Here is a 21,976-nt window from a genome sequence, read left to right on the forward strand (position 1 = left end):
TATGAGTGAAGACAGAAGCCGATCTGGAAATGGAAACGGTGGCAGTGGCAATGGTGGCAGTGGCAATGGTAGTTCTCAAGAACGTACAAAAACTGGCACGGAGCAAGGACAAAAAATAGAAAAAGGTCAAGGCTCAGGAACTAGGCCTAAGAGAGATTAAATATTGAAAAACATGAGTGATAAGGACAAAAATCAATCGGGAAATAAAGGCAAAGAAAGCAATCAAAGCGGGAAAAATGCAAATGGCTCTCTACAGGAGCGCTCACATACTACAAAAGAACAATGGAGTAAGATTGACAAAAAAGGTCTGGGAGCTGGTGACAGACCAAAAAGATAGAAATAAATGCTCAAAAATTCAGTTAACTTTTGAGCATTTATTATGTGCAATTAATACTTAATAGTATATTTATTCAACTACTGTCGATGCGTATTGAACCCAACCTGTATTCGTTTTTTCATAAATCAAACTACCCGTAGAAATCAATAAGCAATGCACTCTAAAACCAATTAAAGCCTCTGGATAAGTAGAATTTAGCGTAGCACTAGATAAAGTGGTAGTTGTAGAATTGTTTACGACTCCAATATTTGCTGTACTAAGTAATCTCGACCGTACATTATTGTGTGTTTCCCAAAGTTGGCCACTTTCATCTCTTTCAATTGCGCCATTTTGTAGTATGGTTGTCAATATACCATTTGGTATTATTATTGGTGGATTATCAGCAGTACCGACAGGTGTAATAATAAAGTCATTTGTCAATGCAACTACTCCAGATTTATCAGGTAATAATATATAGTTATATTTTGTCGGAGATATTGGCTGAAGTGTAGTTGAAAATCCATTAGAAATGAATCTTATCAAACCCATTTCATACTGTGTTCTAATAAGACCATAAATACTATTTACTTGCAATGAAAGTAAACCTTCTAATAATTGAGCCGTATAGGTATAATCTCCCAATGATTTTTGAACTTTTATACCTTTTGTAAAATTCCAATCACCAGTGATATTTTGGTCATTTGATTTGATGTATTCCCAAAAATTCTCATTCCCTTTTACAGATAGAAATTTAATAGAAGATGCTAGATTTTCTGCATATTCGTCTGTTTTGTTAATAGGATTTTCAACAGGTAAATTGACATTTCCAGTTTCATTTGCTAGTTGATTGTTAATTGATTTAACGCTAAAAGTTTTCATATGCTAAATATTATGTAATATATGTATTACATAATATTTGATTATTAAGCTGTCAACTCTTTATAACTTAACCTTTCATCGGAATTAATCAATGTAAGATTAAATCGTTCGCCCGGACTCATTGTTCGAATATTATATCGATAAGCAAACTCATCACAGTATCGATGCAAATGTTTGTCACTCGTATAATGATACATTCCAACAATACCTCTTTTTAACAGCCCCCAAAATCCTTCAATTCCATTTGTGTGATATGATCCTTTCTTGAACAACCCTAAGTTATGTTTAATAACTTCATGACTATAACGGTTTTCTAATCCACGATAACCTCTCCAACCATCACTTACTATTGTAGAACCTTTCTTTACTTTTGAATCAATTATGGCTTGAAGAGTTTTTCCTTTCGTATTCTTGACTACTTGTGTATATACAAGACCGTTATTTAACATTCCAAATACTGGAGTTTTTGTCTTAAGACTTCGTCCTTGAGTATTTTCAATCTTTTTTTCTTTACCTCGATTTTTATTCTTACCTCCAACATAAGTTTCATCGACTTGTGTTATTCCATCAAATTCAAATTCGACTCTATTATGAACTGCATTTCTGAGTCTACTTAACATAAACCAAGCACTCTTTTGACTAACTCCAATAGTGCTTTGTAGTTGACGAGAACTTATACCTTTCTTATTTGTTACGAATAGGAAGACAGCCATAAACCATTTTTGCAATGGGATTGTTGATTTTTCAAATATTGTTCCAATAGTCACACTAAATGGTAATCTGCAATCTTTACACTTATATCGACCTTTGTCCTCGCCTCTTGTTAGAATTCGATAATGATCTTCACGCTGACTCCCACAATGTGGGCAAATTGGTTCTCCATTCCAACGTAATTTTTCTAGATGTTTACGACATGCTTTTTCGGAATTTAACTTCATCAACATGTCAATATTTGAAGTAAAAATCTGAGCTGTATCTAACTCTGTATTAGGATGTTTTGCCATTTTTGTTTTATTAAAATTAATAAATTCTGGCGTAATAGGTAAGGTTTTTCGTACTTTTCTTTTACAAGTTGTTAACAGTTTTACTGGGTCAGGAAATCTAACAAATTTAGGCTGAGGAGGTTCTATGCCGTACTGGATAAGTAGGACGTTTATAATATCTTCTACAGTTTTGGCAAATGTATCCAGTTCATCATAATCATAATTATAATCATTACATTGTATTAATTTGAGTAATGAATCTGAATCGTCTTGTTCATCTTCAGAATCTACCTCGTCGCAGTCAAATTGTGAGAAATTGTATACGTCGTAACAAGATTTAAAGTCGTATTTAATTGGAATCATAATTTTCGAGTTAGAATTATGACGAATACAACAACATTAAAAAATGAAATGAGTTTGATTTTAAAAGTTTGAAAGAACACGATGTAAGCTTTTGATGTTGTTTAATTTTATAAATAAAAACCACCTGCTGGTAACAGATGGTTTTGAAAACATTATTTAGAACAATAGATTTTTAAAATAGTCTATTGCTTTATAAATTCTGTAAAGCAATATCATTGTTCGTAGTAACTTTTTTAAAAGTTCTAAAAATTTTGAAATTTGTTCGTGTAAGAACTCCAATGTTTGTTTTAATGTGTCTAACATAATAGAAAAATTAAATTCTCCGAATTAAACAACCTGTTCAAAATTTTAATTTAACTTTTGAAAAGTTGAAAATGATGCTACAAAAAAAATCCAACTCATTCGAGTTGGATTTTTTAATATGATTGTCTTTCAAAACATAATATGTATCTTTATATAATTAAAAAACTAACTATGAATTGGATATCATACCCAGAAAATAGACCAACTATTTCTAAAACTTATATTGTTTCTATACGGAGACCATACATGGGTGCTGACCTTACATTTAGCTATATAGCATATTATGATGCTGAGACAAATCGCTGGCACAAAAATGACAATTTTGATAACGATAGTGTCAAAGAGGTTATTACTGAAAGAATTGTTGGCTGGAATGATGATTTAACTGCTTATCTGGGATAAATATTTATGAAAAACAAACTAATATCTTTATTGCAAGAACTTATAATTACGACAGATAAAACAGATTTAGTAAATTTAAAAGCTTCAATAATGCAAAAAACTGTATTTCTAGCCCGTCCAGAAACATCTGGAGAAATTGGAAATATTATGCATGCTGTAAATTCATATATCGAATTACCAAATGCAAATAATATAGAAAATGTTGAAAAAGTTATTAAAAGATTAAATGACAAGTTTTAATCTATATAGATATTAAAAAGCCCACCTCATTGAAGTGGGCTTTTTAATATCGTAAAGTACATTATAACGTAAATCTAATGTGGTATACTGGATATATCATTATCTAAATTTTTTATGTTACTCTTAAAAAGGCATCAGTCGAAAGGCTGGTGTTTTTTTTTAGATTTTTGTTTTTTTAATACTATTTTACTGTAGTAAAAATTTTATATTTGGAGTAAACTATTAAATCATTTATATGAAAAGAAGCCAAAGAAAATTTTTAAAATTGATTATTGGAACCATTTTATTTACCGCTAATTCATACTCACAAGAAAGTATTGTTGCTACTGGCGGGAAAGGTACAGGAACCGGTGGGTCATCAAGTTATTCGGTGGGACAGATTGCTGCTATACAATTAAAAGGTAGCGGTGGGTCTGCTCAAGAAGGTATTCAGCAAGCCTATGAAATTGCGACTTTAGGAAATGATGAATTCGATGAAATTAGTTTAGTTATGACTGCTTTTCCTAATCCGGTTGTTGATGAACTAAATTTTATCGTACTCAATAATAAATTTGAAGACTTGTCTTATGATTTATTTGATATAAACGGAAGAGTAGTATCAAAAACCAATAATATAAGCGCTTCCGAAACAAAAGTTTCAATGCAGGGATTAGTAAAAGGAGTTTATTTTCTCTCAATAAATAACAATTCGAAAAAGATAAAAACATTTAAAATTATTAAAAAATAAAATTAAAAACAGTAGAAATATATATGAAAAAAATTACTCTCGTATTACTATTATTAAGTTCTTTTACAATTTTACTTGCACAAGCTCCACAAAAAATGAGTTATCAGTCTGTGATTCGTAAAACAGATGGAACATTGCTAACAAATACTTTAGTTGGCATTAAAACTAGTATTTTATTAGGTTCAGCAACAGGAACAGCTTCTTACATAGAAACTCAAACTACAACAACAAACGCCAACGGATTGGCAACAATGGAAATTGGAGGAGGAACTCCAGTTACAGGTACATTTTCGGGAATTAACTGGGGAGCAGGATCACATTTTGTAAAAACAGAAATTGATCCAGCCGGAGGAACTAATTATACGATTAGTGGTACACGCCAGCTCTTAAGTGTCCCTTATGCTTTGTATGCGGGAAGCAGTGCAACTAAAGGAAAAACAACTATAACCATTACCGGTGATATAACGGATGCTGAGGCTGCTGCACAAATACAATCTGAGTTTGGACCTTACACAGAAAATATTTATATTATGGGTACAACAAATCTGACTACTATTGATTTGAGCATGGTAAAAAAAATTATAGACCTCAGTGTAAGTGATAATTTAAAATTGACAACTATAAATTTTAGTAATCTCAGCGAAATTTATAAGGATTTAAAAATAATGGGAAATGAAAAATTAGGTTCAGTTTTGTTTCCTGTTTTGAAAATAAGCTATTCAGGTGATACAAATATTTCAAGAAATTCTTCTTTAACATCTATTTCTTTTCCTTTGCTAACAAAATCAATAGAACTTTATTTTACAAACAATCCTGTTCTTACTTCTATAGATGTACCTTTATTGACTTTTGTTAATAATAATGAGGGAGTTACTTTTAGAAATAATGCTCTTTCCAGTGCTCAGATTAATTTAATTTTAAGCAGATTAAAAAATTTAACTTCTAAAGGAAATTATATCCAATTAGACAGGCAAACTCCGGCAGCTCCTCCTACAGGCCAAGGAATTACAGATAAAGCATTTTTAATAAACAGGGGAGATATTCTAACAACAGATTGATTTGCAGAAAATATTTTTTAGATGCATTGAAAAACACCGGTCACAAGGCTGGTGTTTTTTTTACCGTGAATTCTGAAACTTTTAATCTAATTCATATAACATAATATTTTCAAAAAAGATCCAATTTTAAATAAATAAAAATCAGCAAATTATTAATTAAAATTAAAAAATCATGAACAATATTTTTAGAGGATTGTTAGCCGGTTATGGTGCTAAAAAATTAGGAGGAGGTTGTTTTGGAACGATCATAGTTTTTATTATTTTATGGGTGCTTTTAGGTCAATGCAGTTGATTTTTTTTACAGGACTTGTTTACAAAAATTACGAATAAAAACACAAATTTTGATGCTATATTATTGGGAAGATTAAGGCAAAATGTCTAGATTCGCATCACTAAAATAAAAATAAAATGGGTTCAGGTTTTTTCGCTTTATTAGATGATATCGCAGCAATTATGGATGATGTTGCAGTAATGAGCAAAGTAGCAGCAAAAAAAACAGCTGGAATTTTGGGTGACGACTTAGCGGTCAACGCCGAAAAAGCTTCTGGATTTGCATCCTCTCGTGAGCTTCCGGTATTGTGGGCAATTAGTAAAGGTTCATTATTGAATAAAATTATTATTCTACCAATTGCATTTTTGTTAAGTGCTTTTTTTCCGGTTGCTATTATCGTAATTTTGGTTTTAGGAGGACTTTTTCTTGCTTATGAAGGTGCTGAAAAAATTTACGAATTTATATTTCCTCATAAACACGAAGAATCAGAAGGGATTACAGATGAGACATTTACCGAGGAACAGATTCTGGAAATGGAAAAAGGAAAAATAAAATCAGCTATCGTAACCGATTTTATTTTATCTATAGAAATTGTAATTATTGCATTGGGAACTGTCATTGATGAGCCATTAACACAGCAAATTATTGTTACTTCAGTTATTGCATTGATTGCAACAATAGGGGTTTATGGAATTGTGGCCCTGATAGTCAGAATGGATGAAGCAGGTTATAAGCTTATAAAATATAGCAAAAGTGAAAAAAGTCCGTCAAGATTTATTGGGAATTTATTGGTAAAAGCGCTTCCCTTAGTTATCAAAGGTTTGACTGTGGTTGGGACTATCGCTCTGCTTTTAGTGGCAGGAGGTATTTTTGTGCATTATATACCATTTTTCCATCATTATGTACCTCAAATAAAACTTCCAGATATTATCAAGGAATTTGTTGTTGGTTTGGTATTAGGAGCTGCTGTTTTGATAGTTGTAAATATCTTTAAAAAGATTTTCAAAAAGAAATCAGTTTAAATAATTGACTCTAAAATAAGCGAAAACACTAGTCGAAAGGCTGGTGTTTTTTTTTTTTTGAGCAGAAATGTCATTTTCAGTTCAAGTTTAGTCCCGCTCTCCGCTGTATCTTTTCATCCGCAAAAAAGCGGATAAAAAGGATGCCGCTTCGATCGGGGCTAGACGAGAAGTTATTATTTTCGTAAGAAATAACGTTATTTTTTAAATATTTTTTCATACTATAAATGATTGATTTGTACTTGCTTAATATTAAGTTGAAACTATTTAACATTTTTTATAAGCAACCTTTGCAACTATGCCACATCTTCATAGTAATTAACAATTAATTATTATTTTATATGAAAAGGTTTAGATTAAAATCAGTTTTAGTAGTATTATTTTTATCAACTGCATTAATTTCATGCAATAACGATGATGACAACGTAGAATCGGCAGTTAAAACAAAAGCAGCATTTGTTACTAAAATAGAAGGGCCGGCTACAGGAAAAGTAAACGACGAATTGAGTTATGATGTTACTTATTTAGTAGATAATGCTTGTGGTGAATTTGATAAAATTACTGAAACTACAATCGGCGAAGCTAAAGGATTGCAAGTTGTAGCAAAATATCCAGTAGATGGAGTTTGTACACAACAAGTGCCAGACCCAAAAAAGACAGTTTACAAATTCAAAGCAACTGCAAAAGGAACAATCGAAATCAAATTCAGAAAATCAGAAACTGAATTCTTGACTCAGAAAGTTGTGATTGAATAAACCGCTTTCTTAGTTGAAATTTTTTTAGGTTGATAAGCCATTTTGCAGAAGTTTAATTTTTTAAATCGATGTAAAATGGTTTTTTTGATCAAAGAAACTGAATCAAAATGATTATCTTTGGTTTATAAAGAATAAAGTTATGGGAGCCTTAGAGTTGAGAGAAAGTGTGTTAGAATATTTAAACACGGCTGATGAGCGTCTTTTAAAAGTTGTAAAAGCAGTTATTGAGAGTTATCAAGAAGAAGATATAGTTGCATTTTCAGTAGAAGGAAAACCAATTACAAGGAATGAGTATAAAACTCAACTGGCTGATGCTAAATTAGAAATTGAAAAGGGAGAATATACCTCACAGGAAGATTTAGAAAAAGAATCTGAGAGTTGGTAATGGAAAAGTTTTTAAAAGTAGTATGGACTCATACTGCTAAAGATCAGTTAAGAACAATTTTTAATTATTATAAAGAGAAATCAGTCCAAGGCGCTAATAATATTAAAAGTGAAATATTAAATATTACTAAGGCTATACGTTTTAGTGAACAATTTCAAAAAGACGAAATTGAGCCAGAATATAGGAGAATAATAGTAAAGGATTACAAGATATTATAATTGGTAGAAAACGAGGTAATTTATATTTCTAAAATATTTTCTACAAAGCGGAATTCTTCTAAACAATTATAAAAAGAGCTTTAGGCTCTTTTTTTGTATCATCTAGTTGAGTGAAGTAAACTCACTTTGTCATTCCTTCAAAATTTACTATTTTTGCACTCTAAATTTTATGTCATGCCGAAAAGAAAATATAAAATATCAGTAATTCAGTTAAACCTGAATGATGTTGCTGAAAATAATCTTAAAAAATGTATCAGTTGGGTAAGAGATGCTGCAAGTCAAGGTGCTGAAGTTATCTTACTTCCTGAATTATATAGCAGTCATTATTTCTGTCAAAGCGAAGATGTAGATAATTTTGCATTAGCAGAACCATTGTACAGTACTTCATTTATTGCTTTCAGTGAATTGGCGAAAGAATTAGGAGTTGTGATCATTGTTCCTTTCTTTGAAAAAAGAATGGCTGGTATTTACCATAACAGCGCTTATATTATTGATACTGATGGAACTGAAGCTGGTTTGTACCGTAAAATGCATATTCCAGACGATCCGCATTTCTACGAAAAATTCTATTTCACTCCTGGCGATTTAGGTTTTCAGGCAATCGAAACTAAAAAAGGAACGGTTGGAACATTAATCTGTTGGGATCAATGGTACCCAGAAGCGGCTCGTATTACAGCTTTAAAAGGAGCCGAAGTTTTATTTTATCCAACAGCTATTGGATGGCATCCAAAAGAAAAAGAACAATACGGAGAAAATCAATACGGAGCTTGGATGAATGTAATGAAAGGCCACGCTGTAGCAAATGGTGTTTTCGTTGCAGCCGCAAACAGAATCGGTCTTGAGAAATATATTGAGGGAACAGAAGGAATTCAATTCTGGGGAGCTTCTTTCATTGCAGGACCACAAGGAGAAATTTTAGCTCAAGCTTCGCACGATAAGGAAGAAATTTTGATTGCTGAAGTAGATTTAGATTTACAAGAAAATGTTCGCCAAAACTGGCCATTCTTCAGAGATAGAAGAATTGATGCTTTTGGAGATATTACAAAAAGAGCGATTGATAAATAATCCGATTTAAATTATATAAAAAAGAGCTGTCTAAAAAAAGATAGCTCTTTTTTTGTAAGCTTCGTTCGGAGAAGCGAAATATTTATAGAAAAGAAAGCACACATAGAATAAAAAGCTTCAGCGAAGCGATATTTTTTTGCAGTCTAATAAATGTCGCTCCTCTAGAGCTTCGTCAATTTACGTTAATTAAATTCTATAAATATTTTGCTCCGCTGGAGCTTGCCGTGCATTTTTATAGCAAAAAAGAGCTATTCAATTTTGAATAGCTCTTTTCTTGTTTTAGCTTTATATGTAGATTACTTCACTTGGAAAGTAACTCTTCTCACGATTTGACGTGCTTCTTTAGAGTTTTTGTTAACCGAAGTATCTTCTCCGTTAGCAATTACATTTAATCTTGAAGCATCGATTCCAGCATTTGTTGCTACTTTTTTCACAGCTTCAGCTCTTTTTCTTGATAATTCAGTATTATAGCTAGAGCTTCCAATTTCGTCAGCATAACCAATAATATCTGCTGATTTCCCTGGATTGTTTTTCAAGTATTTCACTAAGAAATCAACTCCAGACAATGAAGCGTTTGTTGGTTTAGCCGAATTGAAATCGAAATAAACATTTACATAACCTCCATTGATTAATTCTTCAACAGTACTGTTTGTAAGACTTCCACTTCCAGCGCCTTTCTTTTCGTAAGTTTTGTCCAAATAGCTTTCTAACTCATCTGGCACACCATTTTGATTGGTATCAATAGATTGTCCTTTTGTGTTAACAGCAACACCAGCAATAGAATTTGGTTCTAAATCATATAAATCTGCAACGCCATCTTTATCAGTATCTAAAAGGCCAGTTTCAACTAAATCCACTCTTTTTTCTAATTCACTGATTCTGTCCTCTTCACCAACCCAGTCGGCATGTTTTTCATTTTTACCTAAATAGAATGTCAAACCAACAGAAGCATTCAATAAAACTCCATCAAAGGCGCCCGTTCTAGTGGTTCCCATTCCATCAAAGTTCCAGTTTTGTTTTCCGTTAACAATTCCTGTAAGGTCACCAGTCAAAGCGACTCTATTGCTTAATTTTATTTGACCCGTTAAGCCCAGAATTCCGTGTCCCATATAATCTTGACCTCCTGGGCCAGTTTCAGTACTAATTTGCGAAACTCCAATACCTCCATGTGCCAAAACACCAATAGTATTTGTCCAAGTTTCAAAATTTAAAGCACGCCCGATGTTTACCACACCTTGGATACTTGCTCTAACATATCTGCTTTCAAAATCAGGTGTGTCATCACGTTCTGTGAATTGGTCATAACCTACATCTAATTTCACCCCAAATTTTGGGCTAAACATATATCTCACTCCTAAATCGGCGTGAAACGGATTTAAAGTTGAAGTAGAATAGCCAGGAGTCATTGCTCTTGTTGGTTTGTTGACTCCGCCATTTAGTTCTAAAGACCATTTGTTGTATAATTGCTGATCAGAAGTTGGAGTAGTAGTGGTCGACATATCTTGAGCGCTTGCAGCAAACGCAAATATTAGAAAGGACAGAGAAGTTAATTTCTTTTTCATGATATTCAATTTTAGATTGGTTGTTATTATTAAACTCATGACAAAATTATAGGGTGGGTTTTAGAATGTGTTCTATTTGGTCTTACATAATTCCCATGTTTTGGCTTTTTATTATGTAAAATCGTTAATGAAATCAGAAATATGTGCATAAAAAAAGGACAAAAATTACATTTTGTCCTTTTCTTCCTTTTTAAAATAAGATTTATTTCAAGTCTGGCTGATATATTTTTACACTTCCATCTCCTTCGCTGCTTACAACTAATAAGCTTCTTTTAGTTGGGCTTTTAGAAGCAGGAATAAAAAGAAGTCCTTCTGGTGCATCGCCTGTTTTTACTGTTTGTAAATATTGTGGTGAGGCTGGATTTGTAGCATCATAAACCATAAAGGCATCCGATCTTTCTAGGCCAACAAATAGAATGTTTTGGCTTCCCATTTTCGCCGCAACTACAGCTTCTGGCTCAGAACCTTTGTCGTCACTTCTTTTATCATCATAAGTTCCTAATTGATTTGTTTTTTTGTCTACATCATTTTTGCTGTCAAAAACAATTTTTCCAGTGTTTCCATTCCAAATAGAGAAAGATCGAGCTCCAAAGCTTACCATTTCGTCTAAATCTCCATCTCCGTCAGTATCTCCCATGTCGGCAACAAGATTTAGTCTTCCTAAATTAGCATCTAATTTTAAAGTACCTGCATCTGGAAAAACCGTTGCGTCTAATGTCATGCTTTTCATTCGCTTAATGTCAGTATAAGCTGTGTATTCTCTTGCATCACCTTCGTTTGCCGTAACAAAATAAGGAGTATTGTTTACCGTAAAATGGCTAATAGCATCTGGCATATAAAGTCCTTTTACTTTCCAAGGATTAAAAGCAATTTTACTGTCACTATCACTTACATCAATTGCATTTTCAGCAGTATTGTAATCTTTCAATCCTAAGGGATAAATTGCGGTGATCTTTTTTGAAGTCAAATCTACTTTTGCAACACCATTGTTTTCTTGCAAAGTTACCCAAGCCGTTTTTGAATCATCAGAAATTGTAATGTATTCTGGTTCAATATCCTGAGCAAAACTAGTTTTAGCAAATTTAGAAATTCTGAATCCCTCTTTTTTCAACGTTTCTGCTTGACTTGCAAATGAACTGAAATCTAAAGTTGTAACATTATAAGTGCTTGTTTCTATGATAGAAATAGTTCCGTTTGGATCTTGTGAATAATCTGTGTTTGGTTCGCCTTCATTAGCGGTCATGATGTATTTTCCGTCTGGAGAAAAAGTAATCATATCTGGCAAAGCGCCAACGGTAACTTGTTTGATTAAGCTATAATCAGAGGTGTTGAAAACAACAACTTTTCCGTTTCCTTGTTTATTGGTAGTAGATTCTAAAGCAACAGCCAATTTTCCGTCAAAAACAGAAACGCTGTTCGATGCACCTTCATAAGGTGTTAGGTCAATTTTGCCGATTTTCATTGGTTTTGTCGGATCAGAGATATCGATAACATCAATTTGATTTGTTCCACTATTGTTTACTGTAAAAAGTCTTTTAGTTTTTTCACAATAAGCTGAAATTTCGGCAGCAGCTTCACCGCCAATTGTGATAGAACCAATTTCTTTAAAAGTTCCAGGGTTTTCGTTTACAACAGCTTCAGGTTCGTTGTTAGAATTTTCATCGTTATTACAGCTTGTCATAAATACAAGAGCGGCTAATAATGAGATAGTTAATTTTTTCATTTTTATTAGTTTTTTAGTTGGGCAAATGTAATTCGTGGATTTTTGTCAAATATTAAGCCTTCATTATTTAATCTTTAACTTAAATTTTGCAGGATATTTTTTGTGAAATAACAGATGAATTTCATTCAAATGTTTTATAGTCCTAACGAATGCTTATCTTTGCGCTTTCTAAATTAGAACGTATTTATGTCGACAAATAATAGAAGATTTCCAGCAGAATGGGAAAAACAACAAGGAATTGTATTGTGTTTTCCGCACAACGGCAACGATTGGCCAGGAAAATACGAAGCTGTTCAATGGGCTTTTGTAGAATTCATTAAAAAAGTAGCCACTTTTGAAACTGTTTTTTTGGTCGTAGCCGATGAAAAACTGAAAGAAAAAGTTGCTGATATGCTTGAAAGAGCTCGTGTTAATATTAAAAATGTTTCCTATATCATTCATAAAACCAACAGAAGCTGGATGCGTGATTCAGGCCCGATTATTGTAAAAAATGGATCAAAAAGAGAGGCTTTAAACTTTAATTTCAACGGTTGGGCAAAGTATAAAAACTATCAGTTGGATAAATTTGTTCCGGGCAAAGTAGCCGATTTTATTGATGTTCCGCTAACGCAGGTAATGTACAAAGGAAAACCTGTAATTGTTGAAGGAGGTGCGATTGACGTAAACGGAAAAGGAACTTTATTGACTTCTGAAGAATGTTTAATGCATCCAACAATTCAGGTTCGTAACGCTGGTTTTACAAAAGAAGATTACGAAGCCGTTTTTAAAGAATATCTTGGCGTTACCAATGTAATTTGGTTAGGAGATGGAATAGAAGGCGATGACACACACGGCCATATCGACGATTTATGCCGATTTGTAAATGAAGATACGATTGTAACGATTGTAGAAACTGATAAAAACGATTCAAATTATAAGCCTTTACAGGACAATTTGAAGCGTCTTCAAAATGCAAAACTTGAAAACGGAAAATCTCCAGTAATTGTAGCGTTGCCAATGCCAAAACGTGTTGATTTTGAAGATTTAAGATTGCCGGCAAGTTATGCGAATTTCTTGATTTTGAATAATTGTGTTTTAGTTCCAACATTTAATGACAGCAATGATCGTATAGCTTTAAATATTTTAGCAGAATGTTTTACAGACAGAGAAGTAATCGGGATAAGCTGTATTGATTTCATTTGGGGATTCGGAACTTTGCATTGCTTAAGCCAACAGATTCCTGCTTAGTTTTTTTGCCACTAAGGCGCGAAGGCGCTAAGTTTTTTATGTATTTGTCAGGCTGAGTGAAGTCGAAGCCCCGCATAGTTTTTGTCAAAGGAATTTGCGAAGATTTAATCTCGCAAAGTCGCAAAGTCGCAAAGTTTTTAAATTTATTAAATAGTCTCCAGTTTTAACTGGAGGAAAAATAAAGTCAGCATAAAAGGCTTTAGCCAAACTCATTTTTTTGGCTAAAGCCTTTTTTATTGCATTAAAAACACCTCCAGTTAAAACTGGAGGCAACTAAAATAAATTTTGCGTCTTGGCGACTTTGCGAGATTCAAAACATTCAGGTAAAAATTCATTTTAATCCTTTTATCCCGATAGCTATCGGGAGTGGCAAAAAAAACATAAAAAAACCTTGGCGAGAGCCAAGGTTTTTCTATTTCTATATCTCTTCAGATGTTGCATCTGCTCTTCATTGTCTAATAAATGGAGGCAAAAGCTGACTTGCAACTTCTCCAAAACCAATTCTTACTTCGGCATTTTCACAGAAACCACGAATGATTACAGTGTCATTATCTTCAATAAATTTACGCTCGCTTCCGTCTTTTAACTTTAAAGGATTTTTTCCGCCCCAAGTTAATTCTAGCATTGAACCAAAACTGTCTGGAGTTGGTCCTGAAATCGTTCCCGAACCCATCATGTCGCCAGAATTTACACGACAACCATTTGAGGTGTGATGTGCCAATTGCTGGGTCATTGACCAGTATAAATATTTGAAATTCGATTTTGAAATAATAGTTTCTTCGCTGTCTTCAGGTTTTAAGGAAACTTCCAAATGAATATCAAAAGCTTTTTTTCCTTTTGTTTGTAAATAAGGAAGTGGCGTTGGATCTTGTTTTGGACCTTTAGTTCTAAAAGGCTCCAATGCATCCATAGTTACAATCCATGGAGAAATTGATGTAGCGAAGTTTTTTGCTAAAAAAGGTCCAAGTGGCACATATTCCCATTTCTGGATATCTCGTGCGCTCCAATCATTCAATAGAACCATTCCGAAAATATAATCTTCAGCTTCAAAAGTGGAGATGTTTTCGCCCATTACATTTACATCAGTAGTAATAAAAGCAGTTTCTAATTCGAAATCTACTAAACGAGACGGGCCAAAAACTGGATAGTCGCTATCAGCAGGTAATGTCTGCCCCATTGGTCTGTGAACCGGAATTCCAGATGGTACAATTGTAGAGCTTCTGCCGTGATAACCTACCGGAATATGAAGCCAGTTTGGCAATAAGGCATTTTCTGGATCACGAAACATTTTCCCAACGTTTGTTGCATGTTCTCTGCTTGAATAAAAGTCAGTATAATCACCAATTAAAACAGGCAATTGCATCTCAACATCGTCAATTTTAAAAATAACAATATCGCGATCTTTTGTTGAATCTCTAAGTTGCGGATTGGTTTCGTCGAAAATATCGGCGATGCGATTTCGAACTAAACGCCATGTTTTTTTTCCGTCAGAAATAAAATCATTCAGCGTGTCCTGCATAAACATATCATCAGTCAAATCTATTCCCTCAAAATAGTTTAACTGTTGTAAAGCCCCTAAATCTATAGCGTAATCGCCAATTCTTGTTCCTACAGTAACGACATTTTCTTTAGTAAGAAATACACCGAAAGGAATATTTTGAATAGGGAAGTCGCTATTTTCTGGCACTTCTAACCATGATTTTCTTTTGGTATCGTTGGCGGTTATTGGCATGTTAGATGTTAATTATTTGTTGAAAAATTACATGTCAAATATATCATAATCTAACTGTATGACAAACGTTTTTTTGTATTTTTGCATCAAATTAACGAAAAACGAAAAAATGCAACGCGACGAACAAATTTTTGATCTTATCCAAGAGGAAAAAGAAAGACAAATTCACGGACTAGAGCTTATCGCTTCTGAAAACTTTGTAAGTGATGAAGTAATGGCAGCAGCTGGATCAGTTTTAACCAATAAATATGCTGAAGGTTATCCGGGCAAAAGATATTACGGAGGCTGCGAAGTAGTTGACGTTATTGAGCAGATTGCAATTGACAGAGCTAAAGAATTATTTGGTGCTGAATATGCAAACGTACAGCCTCACTCAGGTTCTCAAGCAAATACAGCCGTTTATCACGCTTGTTTGAATCCTGGTGATACTATTTTAGGTTTCGATTTATCTCACGGTGGTCACTTGACTCACGGTTCTCCAGTAAACTTCTCTGGACGTTTATATCGTCCGGTTTTTTACGGTGTAGATGCTGAAACAGGCCGTTTAGACTATGATAAAATTCAAGAAATTGCAACTAAAGAACAACCAAAATTAATCATCGCTGGAGCTTCGGCTTATTCTCGTGATATGGATTTTGCTCGTTTCAGAGAAATTGCTGATAGTGTAGGAGCAATCTTATTTGCTGATATTTCGCACCCAGCAGGTCTTATTGCAAAAGGATTATTAAGTGATCCAATTCCACATTGTCATATTGTTTCTACAACAACACATAAAACATTAAGAGGACCACGTGGAGGTCTTATTTTAATGGGGAAAGATTTCCCAAATCCACAAGGATTAACAACTCCAAAAGGAGAAATCAGAATGATGTCTTCATTATTAGACTTAGCTGTTTTCCCTGGAAATCAAGGTGGACCTTTAATGCACATCATCGCTGCTAAAGCAGTTGCTTTTGGTGAAGCATTAAAAGATGAGTTCTTTACTTATGCAATGCAATTGCAAAAAAATGCAAATGCAATGGCTGATGCTTTCGTAAAAAGAGGTTACAACATTATCTCTGGCGGAACTGACAACCACATGATGCTTATTGATTTAAGAAATAAAAACATTTCTGGTAAAGAGGCTGAAAATGCATTAGTAAAAGCTGAAATTACAGTAAACAAAAACATGGTTCCTTTTGACGATAAATCTCCATTTATCACGTCTGGAATTCGTGTTGGAACAGCGGCAATCACAACTCGTGGTTTAGTTGAAAAAGATATGGAAACTATCGTAGCTTTAATCGATAAAGTTCTTACTGATCATACAAACGAAGACGTTATTGAAGAAGTTGCTGAAGAAGTAAACGAATTAATGAGCGAAAGACCAATTTTTGCATATTAAAAATTAGTCAAAAGTCATAAAGTCGAAGGTCGAAAGTCTAAAATGGAATGCGAATTTCTATTTTTAGTTTTTGATCTTCGATTTTTCTTTTAGAGTTTTCTAGTTACTTTATGACTTTCGACTTTCAAACTTTAAGACTTAAAAAAATGGGAGTATTAAGATTACAATTGCCAACCGACCCAAGATGGGTAAATATTGTTGAGAAAAATATTGAAGAAATTCTAACAGATCACGCTTGGTGCGAGCAGAAAGCGGCAACAAATGCGATTACGATTATTACAAATAATCCAGAACATCAGGATTTGGTTCAGGATTTATTGGCTTTGGTAAAAGAAGAGGTGGATCATTTTGAACAAGTGCATAATATCATCATCAAAAGAGGACTGAAACTGGGACGTGAGCGTAAAGACGATTACGTAAACGAATTGTATCAATACATGAAAAGAAGTGGTGACGGAAGCCGCGTTTCTGGACTTGTAGAAAGGCTTCTTTTTTCTGCAATGATCGAAGCGAGAAGTTGCGAACGGTTTAAAGTACTTTCAGAAAATATTCAAGATGAAGAATTAGCAGTTTTCTATAGAGAATTAATGGAAAGCGAAGCAGGACATTACACAACTTTCATCACTTACGCACGTAAATACGGAGTAGGAATCGATGTTGAAAAACGCTGGAGAGAATGGTTGGCATTCGAAGAATCAATTATTACCAATTACGGAAAAGGCGAGACGATTCATGGATAATTTTTAGTTTTCAGTCGCAGTCTCAGTTTTCAGTTTTTACATTTGTCAGGCTGAGCGTCCCGAGACTTTGGGAGAAGCCCGCGCAAAGTATATCAAATGTTCAAAAATTATTTTTGATCACCGTTTTCGCGAAAGCGAATCAGTATCACAATTGTTCAAAAGTTCAAGTTTTTGTTAATCTAATATCTGAAATCTAGAATCAGAAATTCTTACATTTGAGAGTAACCAAAATCTCGAACGATGAGAATAGAAATGGACTTAAAATTAGGGTTTAAAGATGTAATGTTTAGACCAAAACGATCAACGCTCAAAAGCAGATCTGAAGTTTCATTAGAGCAGAATTTTAAATTTTTGCATAGCACTTCAAATTGGACAGGAATTCCAATTATGGGCGCGAATATGGATACCGTTGGAACTTTTGAAATGGCTCGGGTTTTGGCAAAAGAAAAGCTTTTTACAGCTATTCATAAACATTATTCTCTAGAAGAATGGAACAAATTTTTACAAAACGTCACTCCAGATATTTACGATTATATTGCTGTAAGCACAGGAACAGGAAAAGAAGATTTTGATAAAATCGGAAAAATTATAACTGCAAATCCATTGCTGAAATTCATTTGTATTGATGTTGCAAATGGTTATTCAGAACACTTTGTTCAGTTTTTAAAGAAAACAAGAAAGCAATATCCCGACAAAATAATTATTGCTGGAAATGTAGTTACTGGCGAAATGACCGAAGAACTTTTATTAGCAGGAGCTGATATTGTAAAAGTAGGAATTGGTCCTGGTTCAGTTTGTACAACGCGAGTTAAAACAGGCGTTGGTTATCCACAATTATCTGCCATTATAGAATGCGCTGATGCCGCTCACGGTTTAGGTGGGCATATTATAAGCGACGGCGGTTGCACAACTCCGGGCGATGTTGCAAAAGCTTTTGGAGCTGGTGCCGATTTTGTAATGTTAGGCGGAATGTTAGCCGGACATACCGAAAGTGGCGGTGAACTAATCGAAGTGAAAGGCGAAAAATTCAAACAATTTTACGGAATGAGTTCTAAAACCGCTATGGATAAACATGCTGGCGGTGTTGCAGAATACAGAGCTAGTGAAGGAAAAACAGTTCAGGTTCCGTTTAAAGGTGAAGTTATTTATACGGTTTTAGATATTTTAGGCGGAATTAGAAGTACCTGTACTTATGTAGGAGCTTCAAGATTAAAAGAATTGACTAAACGAACGACTTTTATACGCGTAAGCGAACAGGAAAATCAAGTTTTTAAAAAATAATATGATTAAGATTACCGAAGCATTTGTTGAAGATATTGCTAAAATTCAAGAAATCGCACATATAACTTGGCCAATAACTTATGGCGAAATTTTGACTTCAGAACAATTAGATTATATGCTGGATCTTATTTATTCTGATGAAGCGTTATCAAAACAAATTCAGAACAAAGAGCAGCTGTTTTATTTAATTTCAGATTCAGAATCTGTAATTGGTTTTATTGGAATTGAACATAATTATAAAAATGAAGCCATAACTAAAATTCATAAAATCTATCTTCTGCCAGAAACGCAAGGAAAAGGTTATGGTAAAATAGTTTTTGAATCGATTGAAAAACTGGCTTTAGAGAATAATTCAAACCAACTTTTATTAAATGTAAATCGTTTTAATTCGGCTTTGAATTTCTATGAAAAACTAGGTTTCGAAATTAAGGAAACGGTTGATATTGAAATTGGAAAAGGATATTTGATGGAAGATTATGTGATGGGGAAAAATATTTAAAAAGTAGTTTTTATCTTGTTAAAAATGTTTTGATTTTGCATTTTTAATTTAGCTAAAGAATGGCAGAGGTATTTTTGGGTATAATAATTAGTATCATTACAGGTGTGATTTCATCATATCTATTTTTAATGTATTTCTTAAATAGGAAAAGAGTCAAAATAGAAATTTCTTCATATATAAGTAAAGTTACTTTCGAAGAGCAGACGAATTACTTTTTTAAATTCGTTAATAAAACAAATTCTGAAATATTTGATGTTCGAATTGAGCCTACTTTTTATAAACAAGTTGGAGGTGTTGGTGGAATGAATATTCAAGGGAAAGATATTCTTTTAAAAGATAATTTTATTTCCTATATCCCATGTAAGCAAAAGAGTGATACTAACAGTTTGCACGCAATGCGGGTTAGAACGGTGGAAGATATTGAAATGAATTGGAGCGATGCCTCATCTTATATAAGACTTACAGTTATTGCAAAGCATTCATTATCTGGTTTTACGGATATTTTTGTAAAAGATTTTTATTCTAAAGATGTTATTACAACCAAGAAATTCAAATCGGGAGACGATTTAGGAGTTGTATAATTTTTAACTATAATAAGTTGCAAACTGTATTAATATTCTGTAATATTGCTATATAATTAATTTTTAAATTATTTATTATGAAAAGAGATGTAATAGTTGGATAGTTTCCAAAGCAAGAATATAATAAGAGCCAGTTTTAGACTGCACCCAAAAGTTTAGACAAATTTATAATTAAGTTTTATAATAATGAGCTCGATATTTTATCGGGCTCATTTTGTTTAAATTTGATTTAATTCTTTCGTTATTGTAATATATTATATACTTATCAATTTCCTTTTTTAATTGTTCTGTTGAGTTGAATTTTTGTGTATAAAACATTTCAGATTTTAGTGTTCCAAAAAAGTTTTCAATAATTGCATTATCTAAGCAGTTTCCTTTTCTTGACATGCTCTGTTTGATTCCTTTTTGTTTCAATAAATCCTGGTAATGCCTCATTTGATATTGCCAGCCTTGGTCTGAATGAAGTATTAAATTTGTGTTATTTGGTATTTTTCTAAAAGCTTTTTTCAGCATCGTAACTACTTGATTAAACACTGGTCTCTCTGTGAGTTCATAGCTGATTATTTCCTGATTAAACAGGTCAATTATTGGTGAGAGATATAATTTGCTTCCTGCCACGCTAAACTCTGTTATGTCGGTTGCCCATTTTTGGTTTGGAGCTTGTGCTTTAAAATTTCGCTCCAGTATATTTGGAGCTATTTTGCCATTTTCACCTTTATAAGATTTATACTTTTTTACTCTAATAACACTTTTTAGGCCTAATAGATTCATTAATCTGAGAACTGTCTTATGATTGATAATCAGTCCTCTGTTTTGCAACTCATCGGTTATCCGTCTGTAGCCATAACGCCCTTTATGCTTTTGATAAATGGATTTAATCAGCTCTTTGGTTTCTTTGTATTTATCAGGTGATTTGCTTTGTTTTTGATGATAATAAAAACTGCTGCGTGCCATATCTGCTAGGTTCAGAAGTAATTCCAAACCATATTTATGCCTTAACTCGTTTATGGCTTTGGATTTTTCCTGGCTTGAATTAAGGCTTGAAGCTTTTTTAGCAGTTCATTCTCACAGCGAAGCCTTTCGTTTTCTTTCAGCAGTTCCTGCTCTCTTGTAAGGGGTTTGTCTGATTTACGCTTTTTGTCTTTATGGTCACTCATCGATACGGGTCTGCCTTTTTGTTTGGGTTTTAATCCTGCTAGTCCAAAGTTAGCAAAATCTTTTTTCCATTTTAAAATTATGGACATATTGGGAATATTAAATCGTATACCAGCCTGCATCAAGGAAAGAGATTCCTTTTCTATGCTTCTTAACACTTTTAACTTGAATTCCGATGAATGGCTTTGATTAATTCGCGGCAATAAGCCAATTTCACCATATGCCTTATAAAAACTGACCCACTTACGAATATTCCATCTTGCAGTCTGCTTCAATTTTGAAACATGTTCAGCTGAATAATGCTTCTTTAAAACCAACTCTACACATTCTAATTTAAATGTGTAGTCATACTTTGTTTTTCTTTTCATAAAAAATGCCCCAAATAGTGTCTAACTTTTTGGGGCATGTTCATTTTGACTGGCTTTTTTATTTTATTCAACTCACAATCACATCATGTTTAAACAATAATCCTTTTACTTCCTTCAAAGAAAAAACAGCTTTCTTTAATTTAGTTTTAGAAGGATCAATAGTATAATTGTAACTCGTTTTGAAATCAGCTTTATTTGCGATGGCTTTGTCGAACTCAGATCGGTATAAATCGCAGTTGTCAAAAATAACATTAGTTAAATCTGCCGACATAAAATCTACGGCAATTAAACTGCAATTTGTAAATGGAGTTCCTTTTAATTTTAAAGTGTAAAACTTTGAAAAGTCTAAAATGCAATCGTTGAAAACAATTTCAAAAATAAGTTTATCGCACATAGCGAAATTCACCTCTTTAATTTCGCATCGGTTAAAAGTAGCTGTTCTAAAGGCAACGTAGTTGATTTTTGCTTCGTTAAAAATACAGTCATTAAAAATGCAATCAATAAAAGTAACGGCCAAAAAAGTACAGGCCGAAAAATTACAATTATTAAAAACGCAACATTCAAAATCCTTAAAATTGAGATCGTCTTTGGCATAAATAATCGTATTGTATTCTTTATCAAGAAAATATTCGCTTTCTTTTTTCAAGTTTTTTTGATAATTGTTTGAGGCTGAAAAGGTAATAATTTGTGGCAAAATATTCGATCTAAAATCATAAAACATTTTAAAAACACATCTGATT

Annotated in this window: 25 protein-coding genes; 17 read left to right on the top strand and 8 right to left on the bottom strand. The window is 33.1% G+C overall.

Going from position 1 to position 21,976, the window contains the following annotated elements; genetic code table 11:
• Position 1 precedes the first annotated feature (1 nt).
• Both H600_RS22935 and H600_RS22940 read left to right on the top strand, forming a co-directional pair.
• Positions 2 to 160 carry a hypothetical protein gene (locus H600_RS22935; RefSeq protein WP_157509928.1) on the top strand — a complete coding sequence of 53 codons (159 nt, stop codon included), beginning with the start codon at positions 2 to 4 and terminating at the stop codon, positions 158 to 160.
• A gap of 12 nt (positions 161 to 172) precedes the next feature.
• Positions 173 to 337, top strand: a complete 165-nt coding sequence (locus tag H600_RS22940; protein ID WP_157509929.1) for a hypothetical protein — start codon at positions 173 to 175, stop codon at positions 335 to 337.
• 69 nt (positions 338 to 406) lie between these two features.
• Here H600_RS22940 and H600_RS0114615 read toward each other — a convergent pair whose 3' ends face one another.
• A complete protein-coding gene (locus tag H600_RS0114615) occupies positions 407 to 1,195 on the bottom strand; it encodes a hypothetical protein (protein ID WP_026729485.1) in 789 nt (262 codons plus the stop codon).
• Positions 1,196 to 1,239: 44 nt separating this feature from the next.
• Complete coding sequence (locus tag H600_RS0114620; RefSeq protein WP_245176571.1) at positions 1,240 to 2,541, bottom strand: IS1595 family transposase; 1,302 nt, start codon at positions 2,539 to 2,541, stop codon at positions 1,240 to 1,242.
• A 474-nt stretch (positions 2,542 to 3,015) separates the two neighbouring features.
• Between H600_RS0114620 and H600_RS0114625 the strand changes: the two genes are divergently transcribed.
• The 9 genes from H600_RS0114625 to H600_RS0114670 all read left to right on the top strand — a co-directional run bounded on the left by H600_RS0114625 (position 3,016) and on the right by H600_RS0114670 (position 8,984).
• Positions 3,016 to 3,246 (top strand): hypothetical protein, encoded by a 231-nt coding sequence (locus tag H600_RS0114625; RefSeq protein WP_157509930.1) that lies wholly within the window; start codon positions 3,016 to 3,018, stop codon positions 3,244 to 3,246.
• 6 nt (positions 3,247 to 3,252) lie between these two features.
• Positions 3,253 to 3,486: a hypothetical protein gene (locus H600_RS0114630; protein ID WP_026729488.1), complete on the top strand. Its 234-nt coding sequence runs from the start codon at positions 3,253 to 3,255 to the stop codon at positions 3,484 to 3,486.
• Positions 3,487 to 3,721: 235 nt separating this feature from the next.
• Complete coding sequence (locus tag H600_RS0114635) at positions 3,722 to 4,213, top strand: T9SS type A sorting domain-containing protein (RefSeq protein ID WP_026729489.1); 492 nt, start codon at positions 3,722 to 3,724, stop codon at positions 4,211 to 4,213.
• A gap of 23 nt (positions 4,214 to 4,236) precedes the next feature.
• Complete coding sequence (locus tag H600_RS0114640; RefSeq protein WP_026729490.1) at positions 4,237 to 5,271, top strand: hypothetical protein; 1,035 nt, start codon at positions 4,237 to 4,239, stop codon at positions 5,269 to 5,271.
• Positions 5,272 to 5,679: 408 nt separating this feature from the next.
• Entirely contained in the window at positions 5,680 to 6,564 is an 885-nt protein-coding gene (locus H600_RS0114650; protein WP_026729492.1) for a DUF808 domain-containing protein, read from the top strand.
• Between the two features lie 338 nt (positions 6,565 to 6,902).
• Positions 6,903 to 7,316: a hypothetical protein gene (locus tag H600_RS0114655; RefSeq protein ID WP_026729493.1), complete on the top strand. Its 414-nt coding sequence runs from the start codon at positions 6,903 to 6,905 to the stop codon at positions 7,314 to 7,316.
• Positions 7,317 to 7,455: 139 nt separating this feature from the next.
• Positions 7,456 to 7,701 carry a hypothetical protein gene (locus H600_RS0114660; RefSeq protein WP_026729494.1) on the top strand — a complete coding sequence of 82 codons (246 nt, stop codon included), beginning with the start codon at positions 7,456 to 7,458 and terminating at the stop codon, positions 7,699 to 7,701.
• On the top strand, positions 7,701 to 7,919 hold the full coding sequence (locus tag H600_RS0114665; protein WP_026729495.1) for a type II toxin-antitoxin system RelE/ParE family toxin: 219 nt from the start codon (positions 7,701 to 7,703) through the stop codon (positions 7,917 to 7,919). Before H600_RS0114660 ends, H600_RS0114665 begins: the two co-directional genes overlap by 1 nt.
• Before the next feature lie 174 nt (positions 7,920 to 8,093).
• A complete protein-coding gene (locus tag H600_RS0114670; RefSeq protein WP_026729496.1) occupies positions 8,094 to 8,984 on the top strand; it encodes a carbon-nitrogen hydrolase in 891 nt (296 codons plus the stop codon).
• Positions 8,985 to 9,280: 296 nt separating this feature from the next.
• Here the strand turns inward: H600_RS0114670 and H600_RS0114675 are convergent, their stop codons facing one another.
• Complete coding sequence (locus H600_RS0114675; RefSeq protein ID WP_026729497.1) at positions 9,281 to 10,546, bottom strand: OmpA family protein; 1,266 nt, start codon at positions 10,544 to 10,546, stop codon at positions 9,281 to 9,283.
• Positions 10,547 to 10,748: 202 nt separating this feature from the next.
• Positions 10,749 to 12,269 (bottom strand): choice-of-anchor I family protein, encoded by a 1,521-nt coding sequence (locus H600_RS0114680; protein WP_026729498.1) that lies wholly within the window; start codon positions 12,267 to 12,269, stop codon positions 10,749 to 10,751.
• A gap of 186 nt (positions 12,270 to 12,455) precedes the next feature.
• Between H600_RS0114680 and H600_RS0114685 the strand changes: the two genes are divergently transcribed.
• A complete protein-coding gene (locus tag H600_RS0114685; protein ID WP_026729499.1) occupies positions 12,456 to 13,496 on the top strand; it encodes an agmatine deiminase family protein in 1,041 nt (346 codons plus the stop codon).
• Between the two features lie 448 nt (positions 13,497 to 13,944).
• Here the strand turns inward: H600_RS0114685 and fahA are convergent, their stop codons facing one another.
• Positions 13,945 to 15,228, bottom strand: coding sequence for a fumarylacetoacetase (gene fahA, locus H600_RS0114695; protein ID WP_026729501.1), 1,284 nt, complete (start codon positions 15,226 to 15,228; stop codon positions 13,945 to 13,947).
• Positions 15,229 to 15,337: 109 nt separating this feature from the next.
• On the opposite strand from fahA, the gene glyA reads away from it, so the two are divergent.
• The 5 genes from glyA to H600_RS0114720 all read left to right on the top strand — a co-directional run bounded on the left by glyA (position 15,338) and on the right by H600_RS0114720 (position 19,713).
• The gene (gene glyA / locus H600_RS0114700; protein ID WP_026729502.1) at positions 15,338 to 16,612 is read left to right on the top strand and encodes a serine hydroxymethyltransferase; all 1,275 of its coding nucleotides are present in this window, start codon (positions 15,338 to 15,340) and stop codon (positions 16,610 to 16,612) included.
• A gap of 146 nt (positions 16,613 to 16,758) precedes the next feature.
• Positions 16,759 to 17,352, top strand: a complete 594-nt coding sequence (locus H600_RS0114705) for a MiaE family protein (protein ID WP_026729503.1) — start codon at positions 16,759 to 16,761, stop codon at positions 17,350 to 17,352.
• A gap of 240 nt (positions 17,353 to 17,592) precedes the next feature.
• Positions 17,593 to 18,633, top strand: coding sequence for a GMP reductase (locus tag H600_RS0114710; protein WP_026729504.1), 1,041 nt, complete (start codon positions 17,593 to 17,595; stop codon positions 18,631 to 18,633).
• Position 18,634: 1 nt separating this feature from the next.
• Positions 18,635 to 19,132 carry a GNAT family N-acetyltransferase gene (locus tag H600_RS0114715; protein WP_026729505.1) on the top strand — a complete coding sequence of 166 codons (498 nt, stop codon included), beginning with the start codon at positions 18,635 to 18,637 and terminating at the stop codon, positions 19,130 to 19,132.
• 59 nt (positions 19,133 to 19,191) lie between these two features.
• Positions 19,192 to 19,713: a hypothetical protein gene (locus tag H600_RS0114720; protein WP_026729506.1), complete on the top strand. Its 522-nt coding sequence runs from the start codon at positions 19,192 to 19,194 to the stop codon at positions 19,711 to 19,713.
• 171 nt (positions 19,714 to 19,884) lie between these two features.
• On the opposite strand, the gene H600_RS0114725 is transcribed toward H600_RS0114720, so the two are convergent.
• The 3 genes from H600_RS0114725 to H600_RS0114735 all read right to left on the bottom strand — a co-directional run bounded on the left by H600_RS0114725 (position 19,885) and on the right by H600_RS0114735 (position 21,882).
• Positions 19,885 to 20,721 (bottom strand): IS3 family transposase, encoded by an 837-nt coding sequence (locus tag H600_RS0114725; RefSeq protein WP_157509931.1) that lies wholly within the window; start codon positions 20,719 to 20,721, stop codon positions 19,885 to 19,887.
• Positions 20,718 to 21,236, bottom strand: coding sequence for a helix-turn-helix domain-containing protein (locus tag H600_RS0114730; RefSeq protein WP_026729508.1), 519 nt, complete (start codon positions 21,234 to 21,236; stop codon positions 20,718 to 20,720). The genes H600_RS0114725 and H600_RS0114730 overlap by 4 nt, the downstream gene beginning before the upstream one ends.
• Before the next feature lie 67 nt (positions 21,237 to 21,303).
• Positions 21,304 to 21,882 carry a pentapeptide repeat-containing protein gene (locus H600_RS0114735; RefSeq protein ID WP_026729509.1) on the bottom strand — a complete coding sequence of 193 codons (579 nt, stop codon included), beginning with the start codon at positions 21,880 to 21,882 and terminating at the stop codon, positions 21,304 to 21,306.
• Positions 21,883 to 21,976: the final 94 nt, after the last annotated feature.

This window comes from Flavobacterium denitrificans DSM 15936, from assembly GCF_000425445.1.
Taxonomy (GTDB): domain Bacteria; phylum Bacteroidota; class Bacteroidia; order Flavobacteriales; family Flavobacteriaceae; genus Flavobacterium; species Flavobacterium denitrificans.